The sequence below is a fragment of the Escherichia sp. E4385 genome (assembly GCF_963883145.1).
Classification (GTDB): Bacteria; Pseudomonadota; Gammaproteobacteria; order Enterobacterales; family Enterobacteriaceae; genus Escherichia.
Genome location: NZ_CAWOOJ010000002.1, coordinates 650,360 through 674,284, shown reverse-complemented (window position 1 = coordinate 674,284; position 23,925 = coordinate 650,360). Strand labels below are relative to the sequence as shown.

Here is a 23,925-nt window from a genome sequence, read left to right as displayed (position 1 = left end):
ACGGCCAGGCTGTTTTCCGGGCGTGTTCCGTCAGCCTTTGACGCCAATTACGGGTTCGATTCCCACATTCATTCCTGAAATGAATACTGGTTGTAACTTATTAAATAAAAAATGAGGGATTGCGCAGTCTGCGGTCCCCGATAACGTCGCCGATAAAGATGCCGGGTAACAGGCAAAAGGGAATTCCCCTGTCGCTTCGTGTCTGCTTCCGCGACGGCTATTAAGCAAGGAATAGATAATGATTAAAAAAATAAGCGTAAGAAAAGATCAACTGGCATTACTCTCCAGAAACGGCGATTACTACAAAGTGCTGCATGCAGGCGAGCATATTTTACCCTGGTTAAATACGCCGGAAGTGTTGCTGATTACGCTGGATGGTAGCGAAGTTCCCGACGTGCTGGCGGATTATTTGCGCCGCTTTCAGCCTGATTGGGTGGAAAGATATTGCGTGGTGGCAGATTTGTCGGAGACTGAAGCCGGGGCGTTGTATATGGACGGTATTTTGCTGGAAATTCTGCCGCCATCAACGCGCCGTTTGTACTGGCGCGTAGAGGATGATTTGACGCTGGTACGGATGAATACGCAGCAAGTCCAGGTACAAACGGACGTGATGAATGCGGTATTGCAGCCACGGCGTAAAGGGGCTGTTAAAGGGCGCGATGCGATACTGACGGTGCAGGTTCCGGCCTGGCACGTAGGCGTGCTGAAAATCGATGGTGAAACGCAGGCGCTGTTACCGCCGGGGCTGACTGCGTACTGGAAAATAAATCATCTGGTTGAAGCTGAAGTTGTCGACACCCGTTTGCAGGTACTGGAAGTCAGCGGGCAAGAAATCTTAACGAAAGATAAGGTCAATCTGCGGATTAATCTCGCCGCTAACTGGCGCTATAGCGATGTGTTGCTGGCATTTAGTCAGTTAACGAAGCCGATTGATCATTTGTATCGGGAATTACAATTTGCCCTGCGTGAAGCGGTAGGTACGCGCACACTGGATGAACTGCTGGAAGATAAACAGGTCATTGATGACGTTGTTAGCGAGCAGGTGAAACTACGCATGAAGCCGTTCGGTATGGAGATCGCTTCGTTAGGAGTAAAAGATATCGTCCTGCCTGGCGATATGAAAAATATTCTTGCGCAACTGGTAGAGGTGGAGAAATCCGCGCAGGCCAATGTGATTCGTCGGCGTGAAGAAACCGCCGCCACGCGTTCGTTGCTGAATACCGCCAAAGTCATGGAAAACAACCCGGTGGCGTTGCGTTTAAAAGAGCTGGAAACACTGGAGAGAGTGGCTGAACGGATCGATAACATCTCTGTATTTGGCGGTCTGGACCAGGTGCTGCACGGGTTAGTTAATATCAAAGGATGAGTCAAATGCCATTAAATGGAGTCAGTGCTGCGATGCGCGAACGGGTATCACAGCAGTTAAAGGAAATTGAACGTCGCTATGGCGTGAAAGTGCTGTACGCCTGTGAATCGGGGAGTCGCGGCTGGGGATTTGCCTCGCTCGACAGCGATTACGATGTGCGGTTTTTGTATGTCCATCCGCTGGAATGGTATCTGCGGGTAGAGTCACCACGCGATGTTATCGAACTGCCCATCGACGACGAGTTAGATGTTTCCGGTTGGGAATGGCGCAAAGCGCTGGGATTGCTGAAAGGTGCGAATCCCACGCTAATTGAATGGCTGGATTCACCGGTGGTCTATCAGCAAGATGAAGAGACGATAACGGCGCTTAAGGCAATGGTCCCAACGTGGTTTTCTCCGTTGCGTGCGCGCTGGCATTACTATTCGATGGCGCAGAAAAACTTCCGCGGATATTTACAGGGCGATGAAGTTCGACTGAAAAAATACTTTTACGTGCTGCGTCCGTTGCTGGCCGTGCGTTGGGTTGAAGCGGGAAAAGGCGTACCGCCAATGCGTTTTTCCGAATTGCTGGCGGGAAGTGAGTTGGATGCGGCCTTACGCGCAGAAATAGATGAATTACTGGAACGTAAACAGCGTGCGGGTGAAGCGGAATATGGCCCACGCCGTCCATTGCTACATGCGTTTATCCATGCGGAACTGGCGCGTGGGGAAATTCCGCCTGTGTTACCGGATAGTAGAGAAGGGGACGTTAAGAAACTGGATAGCTTACTGTACCAGACGGTAATGCGCCGGGCGTGATGCCCGGCGTTATTTCAGGTCATCAGCTTTTATTATTCTTGTGCACTTCCGCTGATTTCATTTTGTATAAGCGTTGCAATATCGCAATTGGTTGCCGCTTGTGAACTAAATATCATCTTCTCACGCGAATACACCGCAAACTTATCTGCCAGGTTTGAAGCAAACACCTTGCTGGCATTTTCTGCCAGCAAATCGGTGACGATATCATGGTGATTTTTATCCACTTTGCGGGCGATATTTCCCGACTCTTTGTCCTTATTATACCGTTCGTTGGTGCTTTCCCAGCTTAATGCCGCTGAGGTGGTTTTTATCATGACTTCTGTTCGGTAGCCTGCATCTTTGAGTTTTTTTAATGTTTGTAGCGGCGTAGCGGCATTACGAAATGTTCCTTCGACAACAATATTGAGTTTATTGGCTATGGCCCTCTCTATTGCACGTTCGACCGTTTCGCCGGAAAATTTTGCCGTATGGGTAACAAAATCGTCGCCATAAGTTTGATATATATAATTAAAATTAGGGTGTAGAAATCTGAAATCATCACCATTAATAATCATTATATTATTCTTTGTTTCCCTTTTTGCTAATTCGATTAGGGCGGATTTTCCGACTCCTGGTTGTCCACCTAAAACAAAACCAATGGGACTCTGCTGGGATGTGACGTCATGGTTTGTCAGACGCTGCCAAATAGAATCAAAAGATGCTTTATTTTCTGAATGCGTAGTATTGTTAAATTCACGCTGATACTTTTTTCTGACCTGCTGAAGGCGTAACTTTCCCTGTGTAAAATCAACAAGTTCTGCTGGAGTAGAATAAAGATTGTCGCGATAACTGACTAATTGTGATAGCTCATCGTCTGAGTCCTGAACTTGCGAGGAAAAACAACTGTCGACGATATTTGATAAAAACGCGATGCACTGACTGGTGCCGTTTAATAGTGCATCTTTTTCCATTAAAGTAGCCATTAACACTCCTGTTAAATGATATTTTTCGGTGATTATAATACTGTTCTACAGGCGTGATTTTGCTTTTCAGATATTATTTAATCTATGTTTCCAGTGAGGATGGCGTATAACAATTGGTGAGCGTTATACGCCAGTAGGGAAATATTACTCAAACAAATTAAAATGCAGCTTCTGCACAACTTTCTCGGCATCTTCGCCTGGCACCAGGAAGCACAGGTTATGACTGGAAGCGCCGTAGCAAATCATGCGAATGTTGAACGGTTCAAGTACGCCAAACACCTCTTTGCCAACACCACAGGCTTTTGACAGGTCGTTACCAATCAGAGCCACCAGCGCCAGGCCTTCTTCCACTTCTACCCGGCACAGGGCTGAAAGCTCCATCAGCAGCGATTGTGTCAGCAATGTATCGCCAGTTGACGTTGAACCGGTAGTGTCGAGGGTTAACGCCACACTCACTTCTGACGTAGTAATTAAATCCACCGAAATATTATGCCGTGCGAGAATGCCGAAAACCTCCGCGAGGAAGCCGCGAGAATGCAGCATATTCAGGCTATGCAGGGTTAATAGCGTTTGTTTGCGACGCAGAGCCAGCGCACGAAACAACGGCGGATTCTCGGTTTTATTACACACCAAAGTACCGCCAGCACGCGGATCTTTGCTTGAACCGACAAACACCGGGATATCGCTGCGAACTGCAGGCAGTAAGGTTGCCGGATGAAGTACTTTGGCACCAAAGGTTGCCATTTCAGCTGCTTCTTCAAAGGCGATTTCATCAATTCGTTTGGCATCAGGCACGACGCGCGGGTCGGTAGTATAAATCCCCGGCACATCTGTCCAGATATCGACGCGAGCAGCGTTTAACGCTTCTGCCAATAGTGCCGCCGTGTAGTCACTACCGCCGCGACCAAGCGTTGTGGTTCGCCCTTTACTTTCACTGCCAATAAAGCCCTGGGTGATGACTAAACCTTCGCTGAGACGTGGGGTTAGTTGCAGCGCAGACAGTTCCGCCAGCGCAGCAATATCTGGCTCCGCGCGGCCAAAGCGATCGTTTGTGCGCATCACTTTACGCACATCAAACCACTGGGCCTGAACATTGCGCTCACGCAGAATCTCCACAAACAGTAGGGTAGACATCAGTTCGCCGTGGCTGACCAGTTCATCAGTTAGCGCTGGAGAGGTTGCCAGTGCAGCAGCTTCGGCCAGGACGGTAATGTTCTCCAGCAAACGTTCAATCTCTTCACGGATGACGTTCGGGTAACGCAGGCGCTCCAGAATGGCGAACTGAATATTGCGAATGGCATCGAGTTTTTCGAAACGCTCAACCGGTTCCAGACCTTCAGCCAGTGCAACCAACAGATTGGTAATGCCCGCAGAAGCAGAAAGCACAACTAAACGCACATTCACATCAGAAAGCACAATGTCGGCGCTGCGGTTCATGGCGTCGAAATCAGCCACGCTAGTACCACCAAATTTGGAGACAACAATATCGGGCATAACAACCTCGTGTCAGGGAATGAAAGAAGCGACCTTGGCACAAAGGCAAAACAGAAACCGGTGCAGGCGCAGACCGTATTTATAAATAAAAGGTGTAGGGGAGTGTGTCAACGCCGGGATTATGCGGATTATTCATGCAGCGGGCGTGGTCAGAAATTGTGCTTATAACGTCTACACTTTTTATCCTCTTCAGTGGTTAGCTGAGCTAACGGCACTAAAACCATCACATTTTTCTGTGACTGGCGCTACAATCTTCCACAGTCACAATTCTCAATATCAGAAGAGTATTGCTAATGAAAAACATCAATCCAACGCAGACCGCGGCCTGGCAGGCACTACAGAAACACTTCGATGAAATGAAAGACGTTACGATCGCCGATCTTTTTGCTAAAGACGGCGATCGTTTTTCTAAGTTCTCCGCAACCTTCGACGATCAGATGCTGGTGGATTACTCCAAAAACCGCATCACCGAAGAAACGCTGGCGAAATTACAAGATCTGGCGAAAGAGTGCGATCTGGCGGGCGCGATTAAGTCGATGTTCTCTGGTGAGAAGATCAACCGCACCGAAAACCGTGCCGTGCTGCACGTAGCGCTGCGTAACCGTAGCAATACGCCGATTCTGGTTGATGGCAAAGATGTTATGCCGGAAGTCAACGCGGTGCTGGAGAAGATGAAAACCTTCTCAGAAGCGATTATTTCTGGTGAGTGGAAAGGCTATACCGGCAAAGCAATCACTGACGTGGTGAACATTGGGATCGGCGGTTCTGACCTCGGCCCGTACATGGTGACCGAAGCACTGCGCCCTTACAAAAACCACCTGAACATGCACTTTGTTTCTAACGTTGATGGCACTCACATCGCGGAAGTGCTGAAAAAAGTAAACCCGGAAACCACGCTGTTCCTGGTAGCATCTAAAACCTTCACTACTCAGGAAACCATGACCAACGCCCATAGCGCGCGTGACTGGTTCCTGAAAGCGGCAGGTGATGAAAAACACGTTGCGAAACACTTTGCGGCGCTCTCCACCAATGCCAAAGCCGTTGGCGAGTTTGGTATTGATACCGCCAACATGTTCGAGTTCTGGGACTGGGTCGGCGGTCGTTACTCCCTGTGGTCAGCGATTGGTCTGTCGATTGTTCTCTCTATCGGCTTTGATAATTTCGTTGAACTGCTTTCTGGCGCACACGCGATGGACAAGCATTTCTCCACTACGCCTGCCGAGAAAAACCTGCCTGTACTGCTGGCGCTGATTGGCATCTGGTACAACAATTTCTTTGGCGCGGAAACTGAAGCGATTCTGCCGTACGACCAGTATATGCACCGTTTCGCGGCGTACTTCCAGCAGGGCAATATGGAATCCAACGGTAAGTATGTTGACCGTAACGGTAACGTGGTGGATTACCAGACTGGCCCGATTATCTGGGGTGAACCAGGCACTAACGGTCAGCATGCGTTCTACCAGCTGATCCACCAGGGAACCAAAATGGTACCGTGCGATTTCATCGCTCCGGCTATCACCCATAACCCACTCTCTGATCATCACCAGAAACTGCTGTCTAACTTCTTCGCTCAGACCGAGGCTCTGGCGTTTGGTAAATCCCGTGAAGTGGTTGAGCAGGAATATCGCGATCAGGGTAAAGATCCGGCAACGCTTGACTACGTGGTGCCGTTCAAAGTGTTCGAAGGTAACCGCCCGACCAACTCCATCCTGCTGCGTGAAATCACTCCGTTCAGCCTGGGTGCGTTGATTGCGCTGTATGAGCACAAAATCTTTACTCAGGGCGTGATCCTGAACATCTTCACCTTCGACCAGTGGGGCGTGGAGCTGGGTAAACAGCTGGCGAACCGTATTCTGCCAGAGCTGAAAGATGATAAAGAAATCAGCAGCCACGATAGCTCGACCAATGGTCTGATTAACCGCTATAAAGCGTGGCGTGGTTAATTTAAAAACCTTAATAACAATGCCGACTTAAAGTCGGCATTGTTTTATCAGATAAATCCCCTTGTCGGAGATTTAACGAAAATCATATCGTGAGGTTAATCCTAAAATAGATTTTTAGTCTGTAATGATTTCGGAAAATACGCAGGTTAATCACTTTTTAATTTATTTTAAATTCATGATTTTTAATCTTATTTATATATAAGTTAAAGCTTATATTTGATATTCATTCCAATTGTCCTAAAACACCTTCACTAATTCCCCGCGCCGTAATTCGCATGCTTTAGTTGTGTATACTCGATCCCGCCCGAAATGTTTTTGGGTAAATCTCCATTCATTCAATGAAGGGAAATTGTTATGAAAAAAGTTCTGTATGGCATTTTTGCCATATCTGCGCTTGCGGCGACTTCTGCGTGGGCTGCACCTGTACAGGTGGGCGAAGCGGCAGGGTCGGCAGCAACGTCGGTTTCAGCGGGTAGTTCCTCCGCGACCAGCGTCAGCACCGTAAGCTCGGCGGTGGGTGTCGCGCTCGCGGCAAGCGGTGGCGGTGATGGTTCTAATACCGGGACCACCACAACCACGACCACCAGTACCCAGTAATAACGTATGTATCCCCAAAATAATTCAGTATGACGGGGATTAACCATAACCACACTCCGGTGTGGTTATTCTGCCCCTCTGGAGAAGAGTCGTGAAGCGACCTGCACTCATTCTTATCTGCTTGTTATTACAGGCCTGTTCAGCCACGACTAAAGAGCTGGGCAATTCACTGTGGGACAGTCTGTTCGGTACGCCAGGCGTACAGCTGACGGACGATGATATTCAAAATATGCCCTACGCCAGCCAGTACATGCGGCTAAATGGCGGTCCACAATTATTTGTCGTTTTGGCCTTCGCTGAAGACGGACAACAAAAATGGGTTACTCAGGATCAGGCCACTCTTGTCACACAACATGGTCGTCTGGTGAAGACTTTGCTTGGCGGCGACAACCTGATTGAAGTGAATAACCTTGCCGCCGACCCGCTGATTAAACCCGCACAAATTGTTGATGGTGCAACCTGGACGCGCACGATGGGCTGGACCGAGTACCAGCAGGTACGCTACGCCACCGCACGCTCAGTCTTCAAATGGGATGGCACCGATACCGTCAAAGTCGGCAGCGATGAAACCCCGGTTCGCGTGCTGGACGAAGAAGTCTCCACCGACCAGGCGCGCTGGCATAACCGCTACTGGATCGATAGCGAAGAGCAAATTCGCCAGTCGGAACAGTATCTCGGCGCGGATTATTTCCCGGTGAAAACCACTCTCATCAAGGCGGCAAAACAATGATTAAAAAAACTATTGTCGCGTTGCTTTTGAGTGTGGGGGCGTCATCGGTCTTCGCGGCGGGAACCGTCAAGGTATTCAGCAATGGCAGCAGTGAGGCCAAAACGCTGACGGGTGCAGAGCATTTAATCGATCTGGTAGGCCAATCTCGACTGGCAAACAGCTGGTGGCCCGGTGCAGTGATTAGCGAAGAGCTGGCAACGGCGGCAGCATTGCGTCAGCAGCAGGCGTTGCTGACACGGCTGGCAGAACTGGCTGCAGATTCCAGCGCCGACGATGCCGCCGCCATTAACGCCTTACGCCAGCAAATTCAGGCGTTGAAAGTGACGGGCAGGCAAAAAATCAAACTTGATCCCGATATCGTCCGCGTTGCCGAACGTGGTAACCCGCCGTTGCAGGGCAACTACACGCTGTGGGTCGGACCACCGCCGTCCACGGTCACATTGTTCGGGCTTATCAGCCGTCCTGGCAATCAGCCATTCACTCCCGGTCGCGACGTGGCGAGCTATCTCTCCGGGCAAAGTCTGCTTAGCGGTGCGGATCGCAGCTACGCGTGGGTGGTTTACCCGGACGGACGCACGCAAAAAGCGCCGGTGGCTTACTGGAACAAGCGTCACGTAGAGCCAATGCCCGGCAGCATTATTTATGTTGGCCTCGCGGACTCCGTCTGGAGTGAGACACCTGATGCCCTTAACGCCGACATTCTTCAGACTCTGACGCAGCGGATACCCCAATAATGAAAAAAAGACATCTGCTTAGCTTACTGGCGCTGGGCATTAGCACAGCTTGCTACGGCGAAACATATCCTGCGCCCATTGGTCCGTCGCAATCGGATTTCGGTGGCGTAGGATTATTACAAACGCCCACCGCCCGCATGGCGCGGGAAGGGGAGTTGAGCCTGAACTATCGCGATAACGATCAGTACCGTTATTACTCAGCTTCCGTGCAACTCTTCCCGTGGCTGGAAACAACGCTGCGCTACACCGACGTGCGCACCCGGCAGTACAGCAGCGTCGAAGCGTTCTCTGGTGATCAAACGTATAAAGATAAAGCCTTCGATCTCAAACTGCGTTTGTGGGAAGAGAGTTACTGGATGCCGCAAGTGGCGGTTGGCGCGCGGGATATCGGCGGTACGGGGCTGTTCGATGCAGAATATCTTGTCGCCAGCAAAGCTTGGGGGCCGTTCGATTTTACGCTCGGTCTGGGCTGGGGATATCTGGGTACCAGCGGTAACGTGAAAAATCCGCTCTGTTCAGCCAGTGATAAATATTGCTATCGCGATAACAGCTACAAACAGGCGGGATCTATCGACGGCAGCCAGATGTTCCACGGCCCGGCCTCACTGTTTGGCGGCGTGGAATACCAGACGCCCTGGCAGCCGCTGCGCCTGAAACTGGAGTATGAAGGCAATAATTATCAGCAGGATTTTGCCGGGAAGCTGGAGCAAAAAAGTAAGTTTAACGTCGGGGCGATTTATCGCGTTACCGATTGGGCCGACGTTAACCTTAGCTATGAACGTGGCAACACCTTTATGTTTGGCGTTACGTTGCGCACCAACTTTAACGATCTGCGCCCGTCTTACAACGATAACGCCCGCCCGCAATATCAACCGCAGCCGCAGGATGCCATTTTGCAGCATTCGGTGGTGGCGAATCAGTTAACGCTGTTGAAATACAACGCCGGACTGGCCGATCCGCAGATCCAGGCGAAAGGCGATACACTGTATGTTACTGGCGAGCAGGTGAAGTATCGTGATTCGCGCGAAGGGATCATTCGTGCTAATCGGATCGTGATGAACGATCTGCCGGAGGGGATCAAGACGATCCGCGTTACGGAAAATCGCCTTAACATGCCGCAGGTGACGACGGAAACCGATGTCGCCAGCTTGAAAAATCATCTCGCCGGAGAGCCGCTGGGCCACGAAACGAAGCTGGCGCAAAAACGCGTCGAGCCAGTGGTTCCGAAGTCCACCGAGCAGGGCTGGTATATCGACAAATCGCGCTTTGATTTCCATATCGATCCGGTGCTGAACCAGTCGGTCGGTGGCCCGGAAAACTTTTACATGTATCAGCTGGGCGTGATGGGAACGGCGGATTTGTGGCTGACGGACCATCTGCTCACCACCGGTAGCCTGTTTGCTAACCTTGCCAACAATTACGACAAGTTTAACTACACCAATCCACCGCAGGACTCACACTTACCGCGTGTTCGTACCCATGTGCGCGAGTATGTGCAGAACGATGTCTATGTGAATAACCTGCAAGCCAACTACTTCCAGCATCTGGGCAACGGCTTCTACGGTCAGGTCTACGGCGGCTATCTCGAAACCATGTTTGGCGGTGTGGGGGCAGAGGTGTTGTATCGCCCCCTGGACAGCAACTGGGCGTTTGGTCTGGATGCCAACTACGTTAAACAGCGCGACTGGCGTAGCGCAAAAGATATGATGAAATTCACCGATTACAGTGTGAAAACCGGACATCTGACCGCGTACTGGACGCCATCTTTCGCCCAGGACGTGTTGGTGAAAGCGAGTGTCGGGCAGTATCTGGCAGGGGATAAAGGCGGCACGCTGGAGATCGCCAAACGCTTTGATAGCGGCGTGGTGGTGGGTGGCTATGCCACGATCACTAATGTTTCGAAAGAGGAGTACGGCGAAGGGGACTTCACCAAAGGTGTGTATGTCTCTGTACCGCTGGATCTCTTCTCGTCTGGCCCGACACGTAGCCGTGCGGCAATTGGCTGGACGCCGCTGACGCGCGACGGGGGTCAGCAACTTGGGCGTAAGTTCCAGTTGTATGATATGACCAGCGACCGTAGCGTGAATTTCCGCTAAGTCATGGGAAAGGTGCCAGTTTTCGCAATCACTGGCACCCTCATTCTTAATGGCCTGTTGAGCCATCAGGAACGCAGTTCACCCCCGGTTTGCGATCTGGTGTGTAAAGGCGAAAACATTCTGTCTTCCTGTCCGTCGATATGGGTTGCAGGTCTGGTTGCCTGAGCGACTGGGCCATCATTGGGCTGGAGACATTGCTTTGCGGTAGGTCGGCTTTATCAGCAGTACCGAGCGGACCGGCATAAGCAGGAAGAACAGAGACTGATAACAACAAAGCAGCAAAATAAGGCTTCATTTTTACCACCTTTATCAGGTTACGTTTCATTTGTTCCAGAGGAACATTGTCGATTTTTCGCGCATTACTGGTTGCTGAGAATCACCTGAATGGGTGATTTTTGCATTACCGGCTTTGGTGCGGTTTGCCTTGCCGGATGCGCCCCCCAAATCCAGGTTGAACAAAACATACACAAAAAATATAGATCTCCGTCACATTTTTACGTTATACAGGAAGCTCGCCACTGTGAAGGAGGTACTGCTATGACGTCACTCTCTCGTCCGCGCGTGGAGTTTATCTCCACCATTTTGCAGACCGTACTCAATCTGGGCCTGCTGTGTCTCGGCCTGATTTTGGTTGTCTTCCTCGGCAAAGAAACGGTGCATCTGGCTGATGTGCTGTTCGCGCCAGAACAAACCAGCAAATATGAGCTGGTGGAAGGACTGGTGGTTTACTTTCTCTATTTCGAATTTATCGCGCTGATTGTGAAGTACTTTCAGTCCGGTTTTCACTTCCCGCTGCGTTACTTTGTCTATATCGGGATCACCGCCATTGTGCGCTTGATCATCGTCGATCATAAATCGCCACTGGATGTGTTGATCTACTCGGCAGCGATCTTGTTGCTGGTGATCACCCTGTGGTTATGTAATTCGAAACGGCTGAAGCGGGAGTAAAAAAGAGGCGCTCCGAAGAGCGCCGAATAACAGTCACAAGTTAGGATAACGTAAGTTGAGGGTCTAGCGGCATAACATTGGCAGAACAACATCTTTAACCTTTCACACCACCTGCCGTCAGGCCGTTAACCAGCCAGCGTTGAGCCAGCAAGAAGACGATGGTGATGGGTAATGCAGACATCACGGCAGCGGCAGCAAAGTCGCCCCACAGGTAGTTTTGCGGGTTGAGGTATTGCTGCATACCCACGGCCAGGGTGTAACTGTTCACGTCACGCAGTAACAACGACGCGACCGGAACTTCGGTAATGGCAGCGATAAACGACAGGATGAACACCACCGCCAGAATCGGTACAGATAATGGCAACAGGACGAGGCGGAAGGCCTGCCACGGCGTCGCACCATCCAGCGCCGCTGCTTCTTCCAGCGAACTGTCGATGGTTTCGAAATAGCCTTTAATCGTCCAGACGTGCAGCGCAATCCCCCCCAGGTACGCGAAGATCACGCCGCCGTGAGTATTCAGGCCGATGAACGGAATGTACTCACCCAGACGATCAAACAACGCATACAACGCCACCAGTGAGAGTACTGCCGGGAACATCTGGAAAATCAGCATCCCTTTCAGCAGCGTCGCTTTGCCAGGGAAGCGCATACGGGCGAAGGCATAAGCGCAGGTGGTGGAGAGCGCCACAATACCAATCGCGGAAATACCGGCGACCTTTACCGAGTTCCACAGCCACAGCAGTACCGGGAATGGCGGTGGCGTAATGCGGCCATCCGCCTGTTCAACGCTAAAACCTAACGCCAGTTTCCAGTGATCCCACGAGATTTGCTCCGGGATCAGGCTACCGGTCGCGAAGTTCCCCTGGCGCAGCGAGATGGCGACGACCATCAGCAGCGGGAACATAATTGCCGCGATAAAAAGTAGTAGTAGCAGGTGAGTAATAAACAAACGTGCTTTTTGCGATTTCGGTTGGACCATTGCCATTTTGTTATCTCCCTTAATCAAACTTCATTCGCGTGGCTTTCAGGTTCACAATCGCCAGCGCACCGACCAGCAGGAAGATCAGCGTGGCAATCGCCGCCGCCAGACCGAAGTCCTGACCCCCGCCGCCTTCAAAGGCGATACGGTAGGTGTAGTTAACGAGCAGGTCGGTATAACCGGCTGGCGTGGTCGTGCCAAGACGATCCGGGCCGCCGTTGGTTAACAGTTGAATCAGCACGAAGTTATTAAAGTTAAAGGCGAAGCTGGCGATCATTAGCGGTGTGAGCGGCTTAATCAGCAGCGGCAGCGTAATCTTGAAGAAGTTCTGGAACGGACCTGCGCCATCCATCGCTGAGGCCTCATACAGATCGTCCGGAATCGCTTTCAGCAAGCCCATGCAGAGGATCATCATGTACGGATAACCCAGCCAGGTGTTGACGATAATCAGCATCGTTCTGGCGGTGGTTGGATCGCTGAACCAGGCGGGCTTCACACCAAACAGCGCGCTCAACATCATGTTGATTTCACCAAAGCTCTGGTTGAACAACCCTTTGAAAATCAAAATTGAAATAAACGATGGCACCGCGTAGGGCAGAATCAGCAGGACGCGATAGACAGCTTTGCCGCGCAACGCTTCCCACTGCACCAGACACGCCAGCACCATGCCGACCGCCACCGTTAAAAAGACGGTGATAAGTGAGAACACTACGGTCCAGACGAAAATTGCAAGGAACGGTTTTTGGATCCCTTCGTCGGTGAAGACTCGGGTAAAGTTTTTCCAGCCAGTAGTCACGGTATAACCCGGGCTGAGTTTTTCGTCACCCCAGTTGCCGTCAGCAGTGATGGACTGGTAAAAACCAATCTGGTCGTTTGGACGATATTTTACGCCACTCTGGTTATTGGTCAGCGTACCGTCATCGCCTAATGTGTACAGCGGCTGAGTGCCGGAGAACTGGCGCAGGGAGCTCATCATCACTTTGTTGCCATCCGGCAGAATGGCGGTAATGTCGCTCAGGGCTTGACGATTCTGGGTAATCACGCGCAGATTCGCACGCTCGCCTTCAGGCTGCGTGGCGCTTTCTTTCAGTTGCAGTTTTTGCTCGCCGCCAAATTTAAAGGCGTCGGAGAGATAATTTTTGCCGGTTTCGCCGTCGGTGAGCGCCAGTTGCCACTCATCACCCGCGGGATAAAGACCAAAGTTATAGGTTTTCCCTGCCTGCCAGGCGCGGTCCAACAGAACTTCCTGAGCGCGTTCAAAGGTAAGCTGGTTGGTGCTGCTGTAGTTGGTGAAGGCGATGGCGATGGTGCAGACCAGAGGGAAGAGGACGAATAGCCCCATCCCGGCCATTCCCGGGTAGACATAGCGCCAGGCGTAGGCTTTACGATTGGCGAAAATATAGAGCCCCGCTGAGCTCAAAATTAGCGTGGTAATGGCGAACAGGTATTCCCCTTGTGCGTACATTAAAACAACAAGGTAACCCACCAGCAGGCCGAGCAGACCTAACACTGACCATTTCAGCGCGTCGCTTTGCCACCAATGTTTCTTTTTAATGACATCCATGGGGTTCTTCCTCATTCCAGGACAGATAAGGCGTTTACGCCGCATCCGGCAACAACTGCCTGATGCGACGCTGACGCGTCTTATCAGGCCTACATACGTTTCGTTTTCGTAGGCCGGATAAGGCGTTTACGCCGCATCCGGCAACAACTGCCTGATGCGTCGCTGACGCGTCTTATCAGGCCTACATACGTTTCGGCTTCATAGGCCGGATAAGGCGTTTACGCCGCATCCGGCATTTCAGGCATTACTTAGTGATACGACCCTGTGCATCTTTTAGCGCGGCATCAACGGTCTGACGACCACTGGCTGCGTTGATTACTGCGGTACGCACGGCATACCAGAAGGCGGACATCTGCGGGATGTTCGGCATGATTTCACCGTTCTTGGCGTTATCCATGGTGGCGGCGATGCGTTGATCTTTCGCCAGCTGATCCTGGTAAGACTTCAGCGCCACGGCACCCAGCGGTTTGTCTTTATTCACCGCTTCCAGACCTTCGTCGGTCAGCAGGTAGTTTTCGAGGAACTCTTTCGCCAGCTCTTTGTTCGGACTGGCCGCGTTAATGCCTGCGCTCAGCACGCCAACGAACGGTTTGGACGGTTGTCCCTTGAAGGTTGGCAGCATCGTCACACCGTAGTTCACTTTGCTGGTGTCGATGTTAGACCATGCCCACGGACCATTAATGGTCATCGCAGTTTCACCTTTGTTAAAGGCTGCCTCTGCAATGGAGTAGTCAGTATCCGCATTCATGTGTTTGTTTTTAATCAGATCAACCAGGAAGGTCAGACCCGCTTTCGCGCCAGCGTTATCCACGCCAACGTCTTTCACGTTGTATTTGTCGTTTTCATACTTGAACGCATAACCACCGTCGGCAGCAATCAGCGGCCAGGTAAAGTACGGTTCTTGCAGGTTGAACATCAGCGCGCTCTTACCTTTCGCTTTCAGTTCTTTATCCAGCGCCGGGATCTCTTCCCAGGTTTTTGGCGGGTTCGGCAGCAGATCTTTGTTATAAATCAGCGATAACGCTTCAACGGCAACCGGGTAAGCAATGAGTTTGCCGTTAAAACGCACGGCATCCCAGGTGAATGGATAAATCTTGTCCTGGAGCGCTTTGTCCGGAGAGATTTCAGCTAACAGACCAGACTGGGCATAGCCGCCAAAGCGGTCGTGCGCCCAGAAGATGATGTCCGGACCATCGCCAGTTGCCGCAACCTGGGGGAATTTCTCTTCCAGCTTATCCGGATGCTCAACGGTGACTTTAATTCCGGTATCTTTCTCGAATTTCTTACCGACTTCAGCAAGGCCGTTGTAGCCTTTATCGCCGTTGATCCAGATTACCAGCTTACCTTCTTCGATTTTGGCGAGAGCCGAGGCGGAAAACATCATCGTCGTTAAAACAGATAATGCGAGGATGCGTGCACCTGTTTTTATTTTCATAATCTCTGGTCCTTGTTGGTGAAGTGCTTGTGAAAACGCCTAAACGGACTCTAGTTTCTTTATACGGCAACCTCTTTCCATCCTCCTTGCCCCTACGCCCCACCTTCGTTTTGTGTGATCCATGTCGCAGAAACGGCAGTATTGCGGGAGGGCGCACACAAAATCGCCATGTTTTTTGCAAGCAACATCACGAATTTCCTTACTTTCCTTCGGATTAGTACGCAGACACCACCTTCTCATCCTCCCGCCTCCTCCCCCATAAAAAAGCCTGGGGGTGGAGGATTTAAGCTATCTGTCGATCAAGCATAGTCACCGCATCATGAATGTTGCTGTCGATGACAGGTTGTAACGAAGGGAGAAGGGCATGGCGAGCGTACAGCTGCAAAATGTAACGAAGGCCTGGGGGGATGTGGTGGTATCGAAAGATATCAACCTCGAGATCCACGAAGGTGAGTTCGTGGTGTTTGTCGGGCCATCTGGCTGCGGTAAATCAACGTTACTGCGCATGATTGCCGGTCTTGAGACGATCACCAGCGGCGACCTGTTCATCGGTGAGAAACGAATGAACGATACCCCGCCAGCCGAACGCGGCGTCGGCATGGTGTTCCAGTCCTATGCGCTCTATCCCCATCTGTCAGTGGCAGAAAACATGTCCTTTGGCCTGAAACTGGCGGGCGCGAAGAAAGAGGTGATCAACCAGCGCGTTAACCAGGTGGCGGAAGTACTGCAACTGGCGCACTTGCTTGATCGCAAACCGAAGGCACTCTCTGGCGGGCAGCGTCAGCGAGTGGCGATTGGTCGTACTCTGGTGGCAGAGCCAAGCGTGTTTTTACTTGATGAACCGCTATCCAACCTTGACGCTGCGCTGCGTGTGCAGATGCGTATCGAAATCTCCCGCCTGCATAAACGTCTGGGCCGCACGATGATTTACGTCACCCACGATCAGGTCGAAGCGATGACGCTGGCCGATAAAATCGTGGTGCTGGATGCCGGGCGCGTGGCGCAGGTCGGGAAACCCCTCGAACTGTATCACTATCCGGCAGACCGCTTTGTCGCAGGTTTTATTGGTTCGCCGAAAATGAACTTCCTGCCGGTAAAAGTGACCGCCGTTGCAATCGATCAAGTCCAGGTTGAGCTGCCGATGCCAAACCTCCAGCAAGTCTGGCTTCCTGTTGAAAGCCACAACGTTCAGGTCGGAGCCAACATGTCACTGGGCATTCGCCCGGAACATCTACTGCCAAGTGATATCGCCGACGTCATCCTTGAAGGTGAAGTTCAGGTCGTCGAGCAACTCGGCAACGAAACCCAAATTCATATCCAGATCCCTTCCATTCGTCAAAACCTGGTGTACCGCCAGTCTGACGTGGTGTTGGTAGAAGAAGGTGCCACATTCGCTATCGGCCTGCCGCCAGAGCGTTGCCATCTGTTCCGTGAGGATGGCACTGCATGTCGTCGACTGCATCAGGAGCCGGGCGTTTAAGCACCCAACAAAAGACACAAAACCTGTGACAGGTGATGTGAAAAAAGAAAAGCAATGACTCAGGAGATAGAATGATGATTACTCTGCGCAAACTTCCTCTGGCGGTTGCCGTCGCAGCGGGCGTAATGTCTGCTCAGGCAATGGCTGTGGATTTCCACGGTTACGCTCGTTCCGGTATCGGCTGGACAGGGAGTGGCGGTGAACAACAGTGTTTCCAGACCACTGGTGCTCAAAGTAAATACCGTCTTGGCAACGAATGTGAAACTTATGCTGAATTAAAATTGGGTCAGGAAGTGTGGAAAGAGGGCGATAAGAGCTTCTATTTCGACACTAACGTGGCCTATTCCGTCGCGCAACAGAATGACTGGGAAGCCACTGATCCGGCCTTCCGTGAAGCGAACGTGCAGGGTAAAAACCTGATTGAATGGCTGCCTGGTTCCACCATCTGGGCGGGTAAGCGTTTCTATCAACGTCATGACGTTCATATGATCGACTTCTACTACTGGGATATTTCTGGTCCTGGTGCCGGTCTGGAAAACATCGATGTTGGCTTCGGTAAGCTCTCTCTGGCTGCAACCCGCTCTTCTGAAGCAGGTGGTTCTTCCTCGTTCGCCAGCAACAATATCTATGACTACACCAACGAAACTGCGAACGATGTCTTCGACGTGCGTTTAGCGCAGATGGAAATCAACCCAGGCGGTACGTTAGAACTGGGTGTCGACTACGGTCGCGCTAACCTGCGTGATAACTATCGTCTGGTTGATGGCGCATCGAAAGACGGTTGGTTATTCACTGCTGAACATACTCAGAGCATCCTGAAGGGCTTCAACAAGTTTGTTGTTCAGTACGCAACTGACTCGATGACCTCGCAGGGTAAAGGTCTGTCGCAGGGCTCTGGCGTCGCGTTTGATAACGAACACTTTGCCTACAACATCAACAACAACGGTCACATGCTGCGTATTCTTGATCACGGTGCGATCTCGATGGGCGACAACTGGGACATGATGTACGTGGGTATGTATCAGGATATCAACTGGGATAACGATAACGGCACCAAGTGGTGGACCGTCGGTATTCGCCCGATGTACAAGTGGACGCCAATCATGAGTACCTTGATGGAGATCGGCTACGACAACGTCGAATCCCAGCGCACTGGCGACAAGAACAATCAGTACAAAATTACCCTCGCACAACAATGGCAGGCTGGCGACAGCATCTGGTCACGCCCGGCTATTCGTGTCTTCGCAACCTACGCCAAGTGGGATGAGAAATGGGGCTATGACTACAACGGTAGTTCCTCTTCCAACCCGAACTACGGTAAAGCCGTTCCGGCGAGCTTCGAAGGTGGTAGCTTCGGTCGCGGTGATAGCGACGAGTGGACCTTCGGCGCCCAGATGGAAATCTGGTGGTAATAGCAATGTGTATGCCGGATAAGGTGCTTGCGCCGCATCCGGCAACCAAAGCCTGATGCGACGCTGCCGCGTCTTATCAGGCCTACAACAGCTGCCGAATGTAGGCCGGATAAGGCGTTTACGCCGCATCCGGCATAAAAACACGTTGTCATTATCTATAAGGGGCGCAAGCCCCTCTGATTATCGGTTTAGCGCGCTATTGCCTGGCTACCGCTGAACTCCAGATTTTGAGGTGAAAACAATGAAAATGAATAAAAGTCTCATCGCCCTCTGTTTATCAGCAGGGTTGCTGGCGAGCGCGCCTGGAATCAGCCTCGCCGACGTCAACTACGTACCGCAAAACACCAGTGACGCACCAGCTATTCCATCTGCCGCGCTACAACAATTAACCTGGACACCCGTCGATCAATCCAAAACCCAGACTACCCAGTTAGCGACTGGCGGCCAACGGTTGAACGTTCCTGGTATCAGTGGTCCGGTTGCGGCATACAGCGTTCCGGCAAACATTGGCGAACTGACCCTTACGCTGACCAGCGAAGTGAACAAACAAACCAGTGTATTTGCGCCGAACGTGCTGATTCTTGATCAAAACATGACGCCATCTGCCTTCTTCCCCAGCAGTTATTTCACTTACCAGGAACCTGGCGTCATGAGCGCCGATCGTCTGGAAGGAGTGATGCGCCTGACACCAGCACTGGGGCAGCAAAAACTGTATGTTCTGGTCTTTACCACGGAAAAAGATCTCCAGCAGACGACGCAACTGCTCGACCCGGCAAAAGCCTATGCCAAAGGTGTTGGTAACTCGGTGCCAGATATTCCAGATCCGGTTGCCCGTCATACCACTGATGGCCTGCTGAAACTGAAAGTGAAAACCAACTCTAGCTCCAGCGTGTTGGTGGGGCCGTTATTTGGTTCTTCCGCTCCAGCTCCGGTTACGGTAGGTAACACGACGGCACCCGCCGTGGCTGCACCCGCTCCGGCACCGGTGAAGAAAAGCGAACCGATGCTCAACGACACGGAAAGTTATTTTAATACCGCGATCAAAAACGCTGTCGCGAAAGGTGATGTTGATAAGGCGTTAAAACTGCTTGATGAAGCTGAACGCCTGGGATCGACATCTGCCCGTTCCACCTTTATCAGCAGTGTAAAAGGCAAGGGGTAAGTACGCCCCACAGTGCTGATTTTGCAACAACTGGTGCGTCTTCGGGCGCACCTTTTTTTCTCCCTCCCAGTGATTGTTGCGTTTTTGTTGCGTATTAGATCACTTAATATGCTTTACATCTCCCGTTATCGCTTTTCTGCGATACAATGCCTTTACGTTATGTAACGGAGAGTTCGGCATGTCACACCCCGCGTTAACGCAACTGCGTGCGCTGCGCTATTTTGCAGAGATTCCTGCGCTGGAACCGCAACTGCTCGACTGGTTGTTGCTGGAAGATTCCATGACTAAACGTTTTGAACAGCAGGGAAAAACGGTGAGCGTAACGATGATCCGCGAAGGGTTTGTCGAGCAGAATGAAATCCCAGAAGAATTACCGCTGCTGCCGAAAGAGCCCCGTTACTGGTTACGAGAAATATTGTTATGTGCTGATGGTGAACCCTGGCTCGCCGGACGTACCGTCGTTCCTGTGTCAACGTTAAGTGGCCCCGAGCTGGCGTTACAAAAATTAGGTAAAACGCCGTTAGGCCGCTATCTGTTCACATCATCGACATTAACCCGGGACTTTATTGAGATAGGCCGTGATGCCGGATTGTGGGGGCGACGTTCCCGCCTGCGATTAAGCGGTAAGCCACTGCTGCTGACCGAGCTATTTTTACCGGCGTCACCGTTGTACTAAGAGGAAAAAAATATGGAGTGGAGCCTGACGCAAAATAAGCTGCTGGCGTTTCACCGCTTAATGCGTACGGATAAGCCAATTGGCGCGTTACTGCTGCTCTGGCCAACGTTGTGGGCGCTGTGGGTGGCGACACCGGGTGTTCCCCAACTCTGGATCCTGGCGGTGTTTGTCGCAGGCGTCTGGCTGATGCGCGCCGCCGGTTGCGTGGTGAATGACTATGCTGACCGTAAGTTTGACGGCCATGTTAAGCGCACGGCAAACCGACCACTTCCCAGCGGTGCGGTTACGGAGAAAGAGGCGCGAACGCTATTTGTGGTGCTGGTGCTGCTTTCGTTCTTACTGGTATTGACACTGAACACGATGACCATTCTGTTGTCGATTGCCGGACTGGCGCTGGCGTGGGTTTACCCGTTTATGAAGCGGTATACCCATTTACCGCAAGTGGTGCTGGGGGCGGCGTTTGGTTGGTCGATTCCAATGGCTTTTGCCGCTGTGAGTGAATCAGTGCCGTTAAGCTGCTGGCTGATGTTCCTTGCCAATATTCTGTGGGCGGTGGCTTATGACACGCAATATGCGATGGTCGACCGTGACGATGACGTGAAGATTGGCATTAAATCCACCGCAATTCTGTTCGGCCAATACGATAAGTTGATTATCGGTATTTTGCAGATTGGCGTACTGGCGCTGATGGCGATTATCGGCGAGTTAAATGGCTTAGGCTGGGGATATTACTGGTCAATTCTGGTGGCTGGCGCTCTGTTTGTTTATCAACAAAAACTGATTGCCAACCGCGAGCGTGAAGCCTGCTTTAAAGCATTTATGAATAATAACTATGTTGGCCTGGTGCTGTTTTTAGGGCTGGCAATGAGTTACTGGCATTTCTGATGATGTAAAAAAGCCGGATGATCATCCGGCTTTCTTCTGGGCTGCCTGATGCGCTGCGCTTATCAGGCCTACACAATAAATCGCAATTTATTGAATTTGCAGATTATGGTCGGCCGGATAAGGCGTTTGCGCCGCATCCGGCAACTCTCACCGATTACCCTTCGCTTTGCGTCGCACTCTCAATCGTCAAACGTACATCTGACGTAATCAACTCCGCCAGCAACTGATAGACCTTCATCGTCTCTGCCGGTTCGGCGTCGCCGCTGTCGCTGATATACCCTTCATCACGCAGCGTCAGTACCAGAGAACTGAATACTGCTTTGTCGAAGAACTCTGGCGCGTTGATGCCGTGCAGCACGGAGAGACGTTGCGCCACGGTGCGGCTCTCTTTCTCCAGCGTACCGCGGTTGATCGACGGGTTGGCGCTCAGCAGCCAGAAAGTGATGGCATAACGTTGCAGCGTTTCGCGCGCGCCTGCGGCCAGCAACTGAAGCGTGCGGGAATGCGCTGGGTTGATATGCAATTCATCATCTTGCAGCGTAATCAGCCCCTGGCGTTGCATTTCATTCGCCAGCGCATCAATAACGCCCGGCAACTCGTCGCGCTCCCAGCGCAGGAACAGCTCCGCTTTCAGCATCGGATACAGCACATTGACGTGCTCCATCAATACGTCGCGGGAGATGTGGCGATGCTGGGTGACAATTGCCGCCATCAGCGAAGGCAGCACCAACATATGCGCAATGTTGTTGCGATAGTAGGTCATCAGCACTGCTTGCTCGCGCGGCAGAATGATGATGTCGCCGATCGTATCCTTCTCAACTTCAAACTTGTTCATCTGCAGCGCGTGATCGATAAGCTCGCTGGCACTGGCTGAAGGAACGGTAGAGTCCGTGGAGTAAGGCACGTTGCGCATCAAATCCAGATAGCAGTTGAGTTGCTCGGTTAACTGCTCGCGGGTGAGTGAGCGCTGACGTGACGCCAGAAGTGCAGTACAGCACAGGTTCATGGCGTTAGCCGCGCCCGCGTTGTTAATGCGTACCATCAGATCGGCAGCAATGTTATTGACCGTCGGCGTTAACCAGGCCGGACGCACCGCTTCGATGGGATCGATAGATTCACGCCAGTCTGGCACGTGCTGGTTAAGGTAGGTCATCAACGGCATTGGTTCACCGAAGTTGACATAGCCCTGACCGAGATTACGCAGCTTGCTTAAACCGCGCAGCATCTGCAGCAGGCTCTCTTTCTCTTTCGTTGCCCCGCGCAGTTCTTTGGCGTAAGTACCCACTTCCATGACGTGCTCATAACCGATGTAGATCGGAATTAACGTAATCGGACGTGTGCCGCCACGCAGCATCGCCTGAATGGTCATCGACAGCGTACCGGTTTTCGGGTCCAGCAAACGGCCTGTACGCGAACGACCGCCTTCCACAAAGTACTCGACGGAATAACCACGGCTGAACAGTTCGCCGAGATACTCACGGAAAACCGTGGAATAGAGCTTATTGCCTTTAAACGTACGGCGAATAAAGAACGCACCCAGACGGCGGAAAATCGGCCCGGCAGGCCAGAAATTCAGGTTGATCCCGGCGGCGATATGCGGCGGCACCAGCCCCTGGTGATACAGCACGTAAGAAAGCAGCAGGTAGTCCATGTGGCTGCGGTGGCAAGGCACATACACCAGCTCATGACCGTCGTGGGCCAACTGGCGAACGCGCTCGGCGTTATGGACGTTGATGCCCTGATAAAGTCGGTTCCAGGTGAAGCCCAGAATACGGTCAGTCAGGCGGATCATCTCGTAAGAGAAGTTCGCAGCAATCTCTTCCATCAGTGCAATAGCATTCTGCTGCGCTTTTTCATGGGAGATTTTTTTGCTGCGCGCTTCGTCTTCTACCGCTTTGGCAATGGCGCGGGAGGCGAGCAGTTTGTTAAACAGATCCTGACGAGCTGGCAGGCGCGGCCCTACGGCAGCCAGACGCTGGCGGGCAAAGTGCATACGCGCCACGCGTGCCAGTTTTTGGGCGATGGTTTTATCCGTGCCGTGTTCATCCGCCATACGGCGCAGCGAAACTGACGGAGAGAAGCGCACAAAACTGTCGCGACCGAGCCATAGCACGGCGAAAAATTTCTGTACGCCGTTGAGCATGCGCAGTGGCGGGTTAACTTCACCTTTTTCGCGCCCCGGCGCACGACCAAACATCACCGATACCGGCACCATCTGCACATCCAGATTTGGGTTGCTGCGGTGCAGATCGAGATAGTCGTGGAACAGCTTAATAGACTCTTCTTTCGGTGTGTAATAGGTGAAAACACGCGGCCCGCCATGAATAAACACATAGCGCGGTAGTAACGTGCCGTCTATTTCCAGCGGCTCTAATGGGTCAGGCAGGTCGTGCGCCAGGCACTGGGCGCGCAACGTCAGCAAATCCGCTTTTGAGTTGTACGGTAAAACGTACATAATTGGACGAGAGGTATCCAGTCCCAGTTCCGGGGCAGGATCTGCTGGAATAGACTTGCTTTTTACCAGGATGCTTAATGGTAAATTCAGTAATTTGTAGTAAATTCGTGGCCAGCCGGACATAAACGATGTAAAGCCTCTGGTTAATAATGCAAATGCGCGGGAAGGATAGCAGAAAGTCATGGGAAATTCTGTGGTATCCGCTCATGT

20 protein-coding genes are annotated in these 23,925 nt (G+C 51.8%); 13 read left to right on the top strand and 7 right to left on the bottom strand.

The genetic code is table 11. The annotated features are described in order from the left end of the window. Nucleotides 1-238 precede the first annotated feature (238 nt). Nucleotides 239-1,366 carry a slipin family protein gene (locus AACS80_RS05665; RefSeq protein WP_138183690.1) on the top strand — a complete coding sequence of 376 codons (1,128 nt, stop codon included), beginning with the start codon at nt 239-241 and terminating at the stop codon, nt 1,364-1,366. Nucleotides 1,367-1,371: 5 nt separating this feature from the next. Then, nucleotides 1,372-2,163, top strand: a complete 792-nt coding sequence (locus AACS80_RS05660) for a nucleotidyltransferase domain-containing protein (protein ID WP_135410805.1) — start codon at nt 1,372-1,374, stop codon at nt 2,161-2,163. Between the two features lie 32 nt (nt 2,164-2,195). Here the strand turns inward: AACS80_RS05660 and AACS80_RS05655 are convergent, their stop codons facing one another. Continuing rightward, nucleotides 2,196-3,125 (bottom strand): zeta toxin family protein, encoded by a 930-nt coding sequence (locus AACS80_RS05655; protein WP_135410806.1) that lies wholly within the window; start codon nt 3,123-3,125, stop codon nt 2,196-2,198. A 144-nt stretch (nt 3,126-3,269) separates the two neighbouring features. Beyond that, nucleotides 3,270-4,619, bottom strand: a complete 1,350-nt coding sequence (lysC, locus tag AACS80_RS05650) for a lysine-sensitive aspartokinase 3 (protein ID WP_135410807.1) — start codon at nt 4,617-4,619, stop codon at nt 3,270-3,272. Nucleotides 4,620-4,912: 293 nt separating this feature from the next. On the opposite strand from lysC, the gene pgi reads away from it, so the two are divergent. From pgi to AACS80_RS05625, 5 genes are all read left to right on the top strand, one after another. Continuing rightward, nucleotides 4,913-6,562, top strand: coding sequence for a glucose-6-phosphate isomerase (gene pgi / locus AACS80_RS05645; protein WP_000789986.1), 1,650 nt, complete (start codon nt 4,913-4,915; stop codon nt 6,560-6,562). A 354-nt stretch (nt 6,563-6,916) separates the two neighbouring features. Next, nucleotides 6,917-7,159: an exopolysaccharide production protein YjbE gene (gene yjbE / locus AACS80_RS05640; protein ID WP_001562435.1), complete on the top strand. Its 243-nt coding sequence runs from the start codon at nt 6,917-6,919 to the stop codon at nt 7,157-7,159. Between the two features lie 91 nt (nt 7,160-7,250). Beyond that, nucleotides 7,251-7,889, top strand: a complete 639-nt coding sequence (locus AACS80_RS05635) for a YjbF family lipoprotein (protein ID WP_135410809.1) — start codon at nt 7,251-7,253, stop codon at nt 7,887-7,889. Next, nucleotides 7,886-8,623, top strand: coding sequence for a capsule biosynthesis GfcC family protein (locus AACS80_RS05630; protein WP_138183689.1), 738 nt, complete (start codon nt 7,886-7,888; stop codon nt 8,621-8,623). The genes AACS80_RS05635 and AACS80_RS05630 overlap by 4 nt, the downstream gene beginning before the upstream one ends. Then, nucleotides 8,623-10,719: a YjbH domain-containing protein gene (locus AACS80_RS05625; protein ID WP_135410811.1), complete on the top strand. Its 2,097-nt coding sequence runs from the start codon at nt 8,623-8,625 to the stop codon at nt 10,717-10,719. The genes AACS80_RS05630 and AACS80_RS05625 overlap by 1 nt, the downstream gene beginning before the upstream one ends. Nucleotides 10,720-10,765: 46 nt before the next feature. Here the strand turns inward: AACS80_RS05625 and AACS80_RS05620 are convergent, their stop codons facing one another. Further along, nucleotides 10,766-11,044: a hypothetical protein gene (locus tag AACS80_RS05620; protein WP_024212568.1), complete on the bottom strand. Its 279-nt coding sequence runs from the start codon at nt 11,042-11,044 to the stop codon at nt 10,766-10,768. Between the two features lie 212 nt (nt 11,045-11,256). On the opposite strand from AACS80_RS05620, the gene psiE reads away from it, so the two are divergent. Beyond that, entirely contained in the window at nt 11,257-11,667 is a 411-nt protein-coding gene (gene psiE / locus AACS80_RS05615) for a phosphate-starvation-inducible protein PsiE (protein WP_000202902.1), read from the top strand. Between the two features lie 94 nt (nt 11,668-11,761). Here the strand turns inward: psiE and malG are convergent, their stop codons facing one another. From malG to malE, 3 genes are all read right to left on the bottom strand, one after another. Continuing rightward, nucleotides 11,762-12,652 carry a maltose ABC transporter permease MalG gene (gene malG, locus AACS80_RS05610; protein ID WP_001252058.1) on the bottom strand — a complete coding sequence of 297 codons (891 nt, stop codon included), beginning with the start codon at nt 12,650-12,652 and terminating at the stop codon, nt 11,762-11,764. Between the two features lie 13 nt (nt 12,653-12,665). After that, complete coding sequence (gene malF, locus AACS80_RS05605; RefSeq protein ID WP_135410812.1) at nt 12,666-14,210, bottom strand: maltose ABC transporter permease MalF; 1,545 nt, start codon at nt 14,208-14,210, stop codon at nt 12,666-12,668. Nucleotides 14,211-14,454: 244 nt separating this feature from the next. Beyond that, nucleotides 14,455-15,645: a maltose/maltodextrin ABC transporter substrate-binding protein MalE gene (gene malE, locus AACS80_RS05600; RefSeq protein ID WP_130205779.1), complete on the bottom strand. Its 1,191-nt coding sequence runs from the start codon at nt 15,643-15,645 to the stop codon at nt 14,455-14,457. Nucleotides 15,646-16,009: 364 nt separating this feature from the next. Between malE and malK the strand changes: the two genes are divergently transcribed. The 5 genes from malK to ubiA all read left to right on the top strand — a co-directional run bounded on the left by malK (nt 16,010) and on the right by ubiA (nt 21,260). After that, complete coding sequence (gene malK, locus AACS80_RS05595; RefSeq protein WP_130205781.1) at nt 16,010-17,125, top strand: maltose/maltodextrin ABC transporter ATP-binding protein MalK; 1,116 nt, start codon at nt 16,010-16,012, stop codon at nt 17,123-17,125. Between the two features lie 71 nt (nt 17,126-17,196). Beyond that, the gene (gene lamB / locus AACS80_RS05590) at nt 17,197-18,537 is read left to right on the top strand and encodes a maltoporin LamB (protein ID WP_130205783.1); all 1,341 of its coding nucleotides are present in this window, start codon (nt 17,197-17,199) and stop codon (nt 18,535-18,537) included. A gap of 241 nt (nt 18,538-18,778) precedes the next feature. Beyond that, complete coding sequence (gene malM, locus AACS80_RS05585; RefSeq protein WP_130205785.1) at nt 18,779-19,699, top strand: maltose operon protein MalM; 921 nt, start codon at nt 18,779-18,781, stop codon at nt 19,697-19,699. Nucleotides 19,700-19,877: 178 nt separating this feature from the next. Continuing rightward, nucleotides 19,878-20,375: a chorismate lyase gene (gene ubiC / locus AACS80_RS05580; protein WP_064525550.1), complete on the top strand. Its 498-nt coding sequence runs from the start codon at nt 19,878-19,880 to the stop codon at nt 20,373-20,375. Between the two features lie 12 nt (nt 20,376-20,387). Further along, entirely contained in the window at nt 20,388-21,260 is an 873-nt protein-coding gene (gene ubiA / locus AACS80_RS05575) for a 4-hydroxybenzoate octaprenyltransferase (protein WP_130205787.1), read from the top strand. 154 nt (nt 21,261-21,414) lie between these two features. On the opposite strand, the gene plsB is transcribed toward ubiA, so the two are convergent. Further along, complete coding sequence (plsB, locus tag AACS80_RS05570) at nt 21,415-23,838, bottom strand: glycerol-3-phosphate 1-O-acyltransferase PlsB (protein ID WP_130206092.1); 2,424 nt, start codon at nt 23,836-23,838, stop codon at nt 21,415-21,417. Nucleotides 23,839-23,925 lie beyond the last annotated feature (87 nt).

Coding starts and splice junctions, on each gene's coding strand:
- AACS80_RS05665 (WP_138183690.1), top strand. CDS start 239: ATGATTAAAAAAATAAGCGTAAGAAAAGATCAACTGGCATTACTCTCC.
- malE (WP_130205779.1), bottom strand. CDS start 15,645: ATGAAAATAAAAACAGGTGCACGCATCCTCGCATTATCTGTTTTAACG.
- AACS80_RS05625 (WP_135410811.1), top strand. CDS start 8,623: ATGAAAAAAAGACATCTGCTTAGCTTACTGGCGCTGGGCATTAGCACA.
- yjbE (WP_001562435.1), top strand. CDS start 6,917: ATGAAAAAAGTTCTGTATGGCATTTTTGCCATATCTGCGCTTGCGGCG.
- AACS80_RS05655 (WP_135410806.1), bottom strand. CDS start 3,125: ATGGCTACTTTAATGGAAAAAGATGCACTATTAAACGGCACCAGTCAG.
- psiE (WP_000202902.1), top strand. CDS start 11,257: ATGACGTCACTCTCTCGTCCGCGCGTGGAGTTTATCTCCACCATTTTG.
- pgi (WP_000789986.1), top strand. CDS start 4,913: ATGAAAAACATCAATCCAACGCAGACCGCGGCCTGGCAGGCACTACAG.
- AACS80_RS05660 (WP_135410805.1), top strand. CDS start 1,372: ATGCCATTAAATGGAGTCAGTGCTGCGATGCGCGAACGGGTATCACAG.
- ubiC (WP_064525550.1), top strand. CDS start 19,878: ATGTCACACCCCGCGTTAACGCAACTGCGTGCGCTGCGCTATTTTGCA.
- malK (WP_130205781.1), top strand. CDS start 16,010: ATGGCGAGCGTACAGCTGCAAAATGTAACGAAGGCCTGGGGGGATGTG.
- malG (WP_001252058.1), bottom strand. CDS start 12,652: ATGGCAATGGTCCAACCGAAATCGCAAAAAGCACGTTTGTTTATTACT.
- plsB (WP_130206092.1), bottom strand. CDS start 23,838: ATGTCCGGCTGGCCACGAATTTACTACAAATTACTGAATTTACCATTA.
- ubiA (WP_130205787.1), top strand. CDS start 20,388: ATGGAGTGGAGCCTGACGCAAAATAAGCTGCTGGCGTTTCACCGCTTA.
- malF (WP_135410812.1), bottom strand. CDS start 14,210: ATGGATGTCATTAAAAAGAAACATTGGTGGCAAAGCGACGCGCTGAAA.
- AACS80_RS05630 (WP_138183689.1), top strand. CDS start 7,886: ATGATTAAAAAAACTATTGTCGCGTTGCTTTTGAGTGTGGGGGCGTCA.
- AACS80_RS05620 (WP_024212568.1), bottom strand. CDS start 11,044: ATGAAACGTAACCTGATAAAGGTGGTAAAAATGAAGCCTTATTTTGCT.
- malM (WP_130205785.1), top strand. CDS start 18,779: ATGAAAATGAATAAAAGTCTCATCGCCCTCTGTTTATCAGCAGGGTTG.
- lysC (WP_135410807.1), bottom strand. CDS start 4,619: ATGCCCGATATTGTTGTCTCCAAATTTGGTGGTACTAGCGTGGCTGAT.
- lamB (WP_130205783.1), top strand. CDS start 17,197: ATGATGATTACTCTGCGCAAACTTCCTCTGGCGGTTGCCGTCGCAGCG.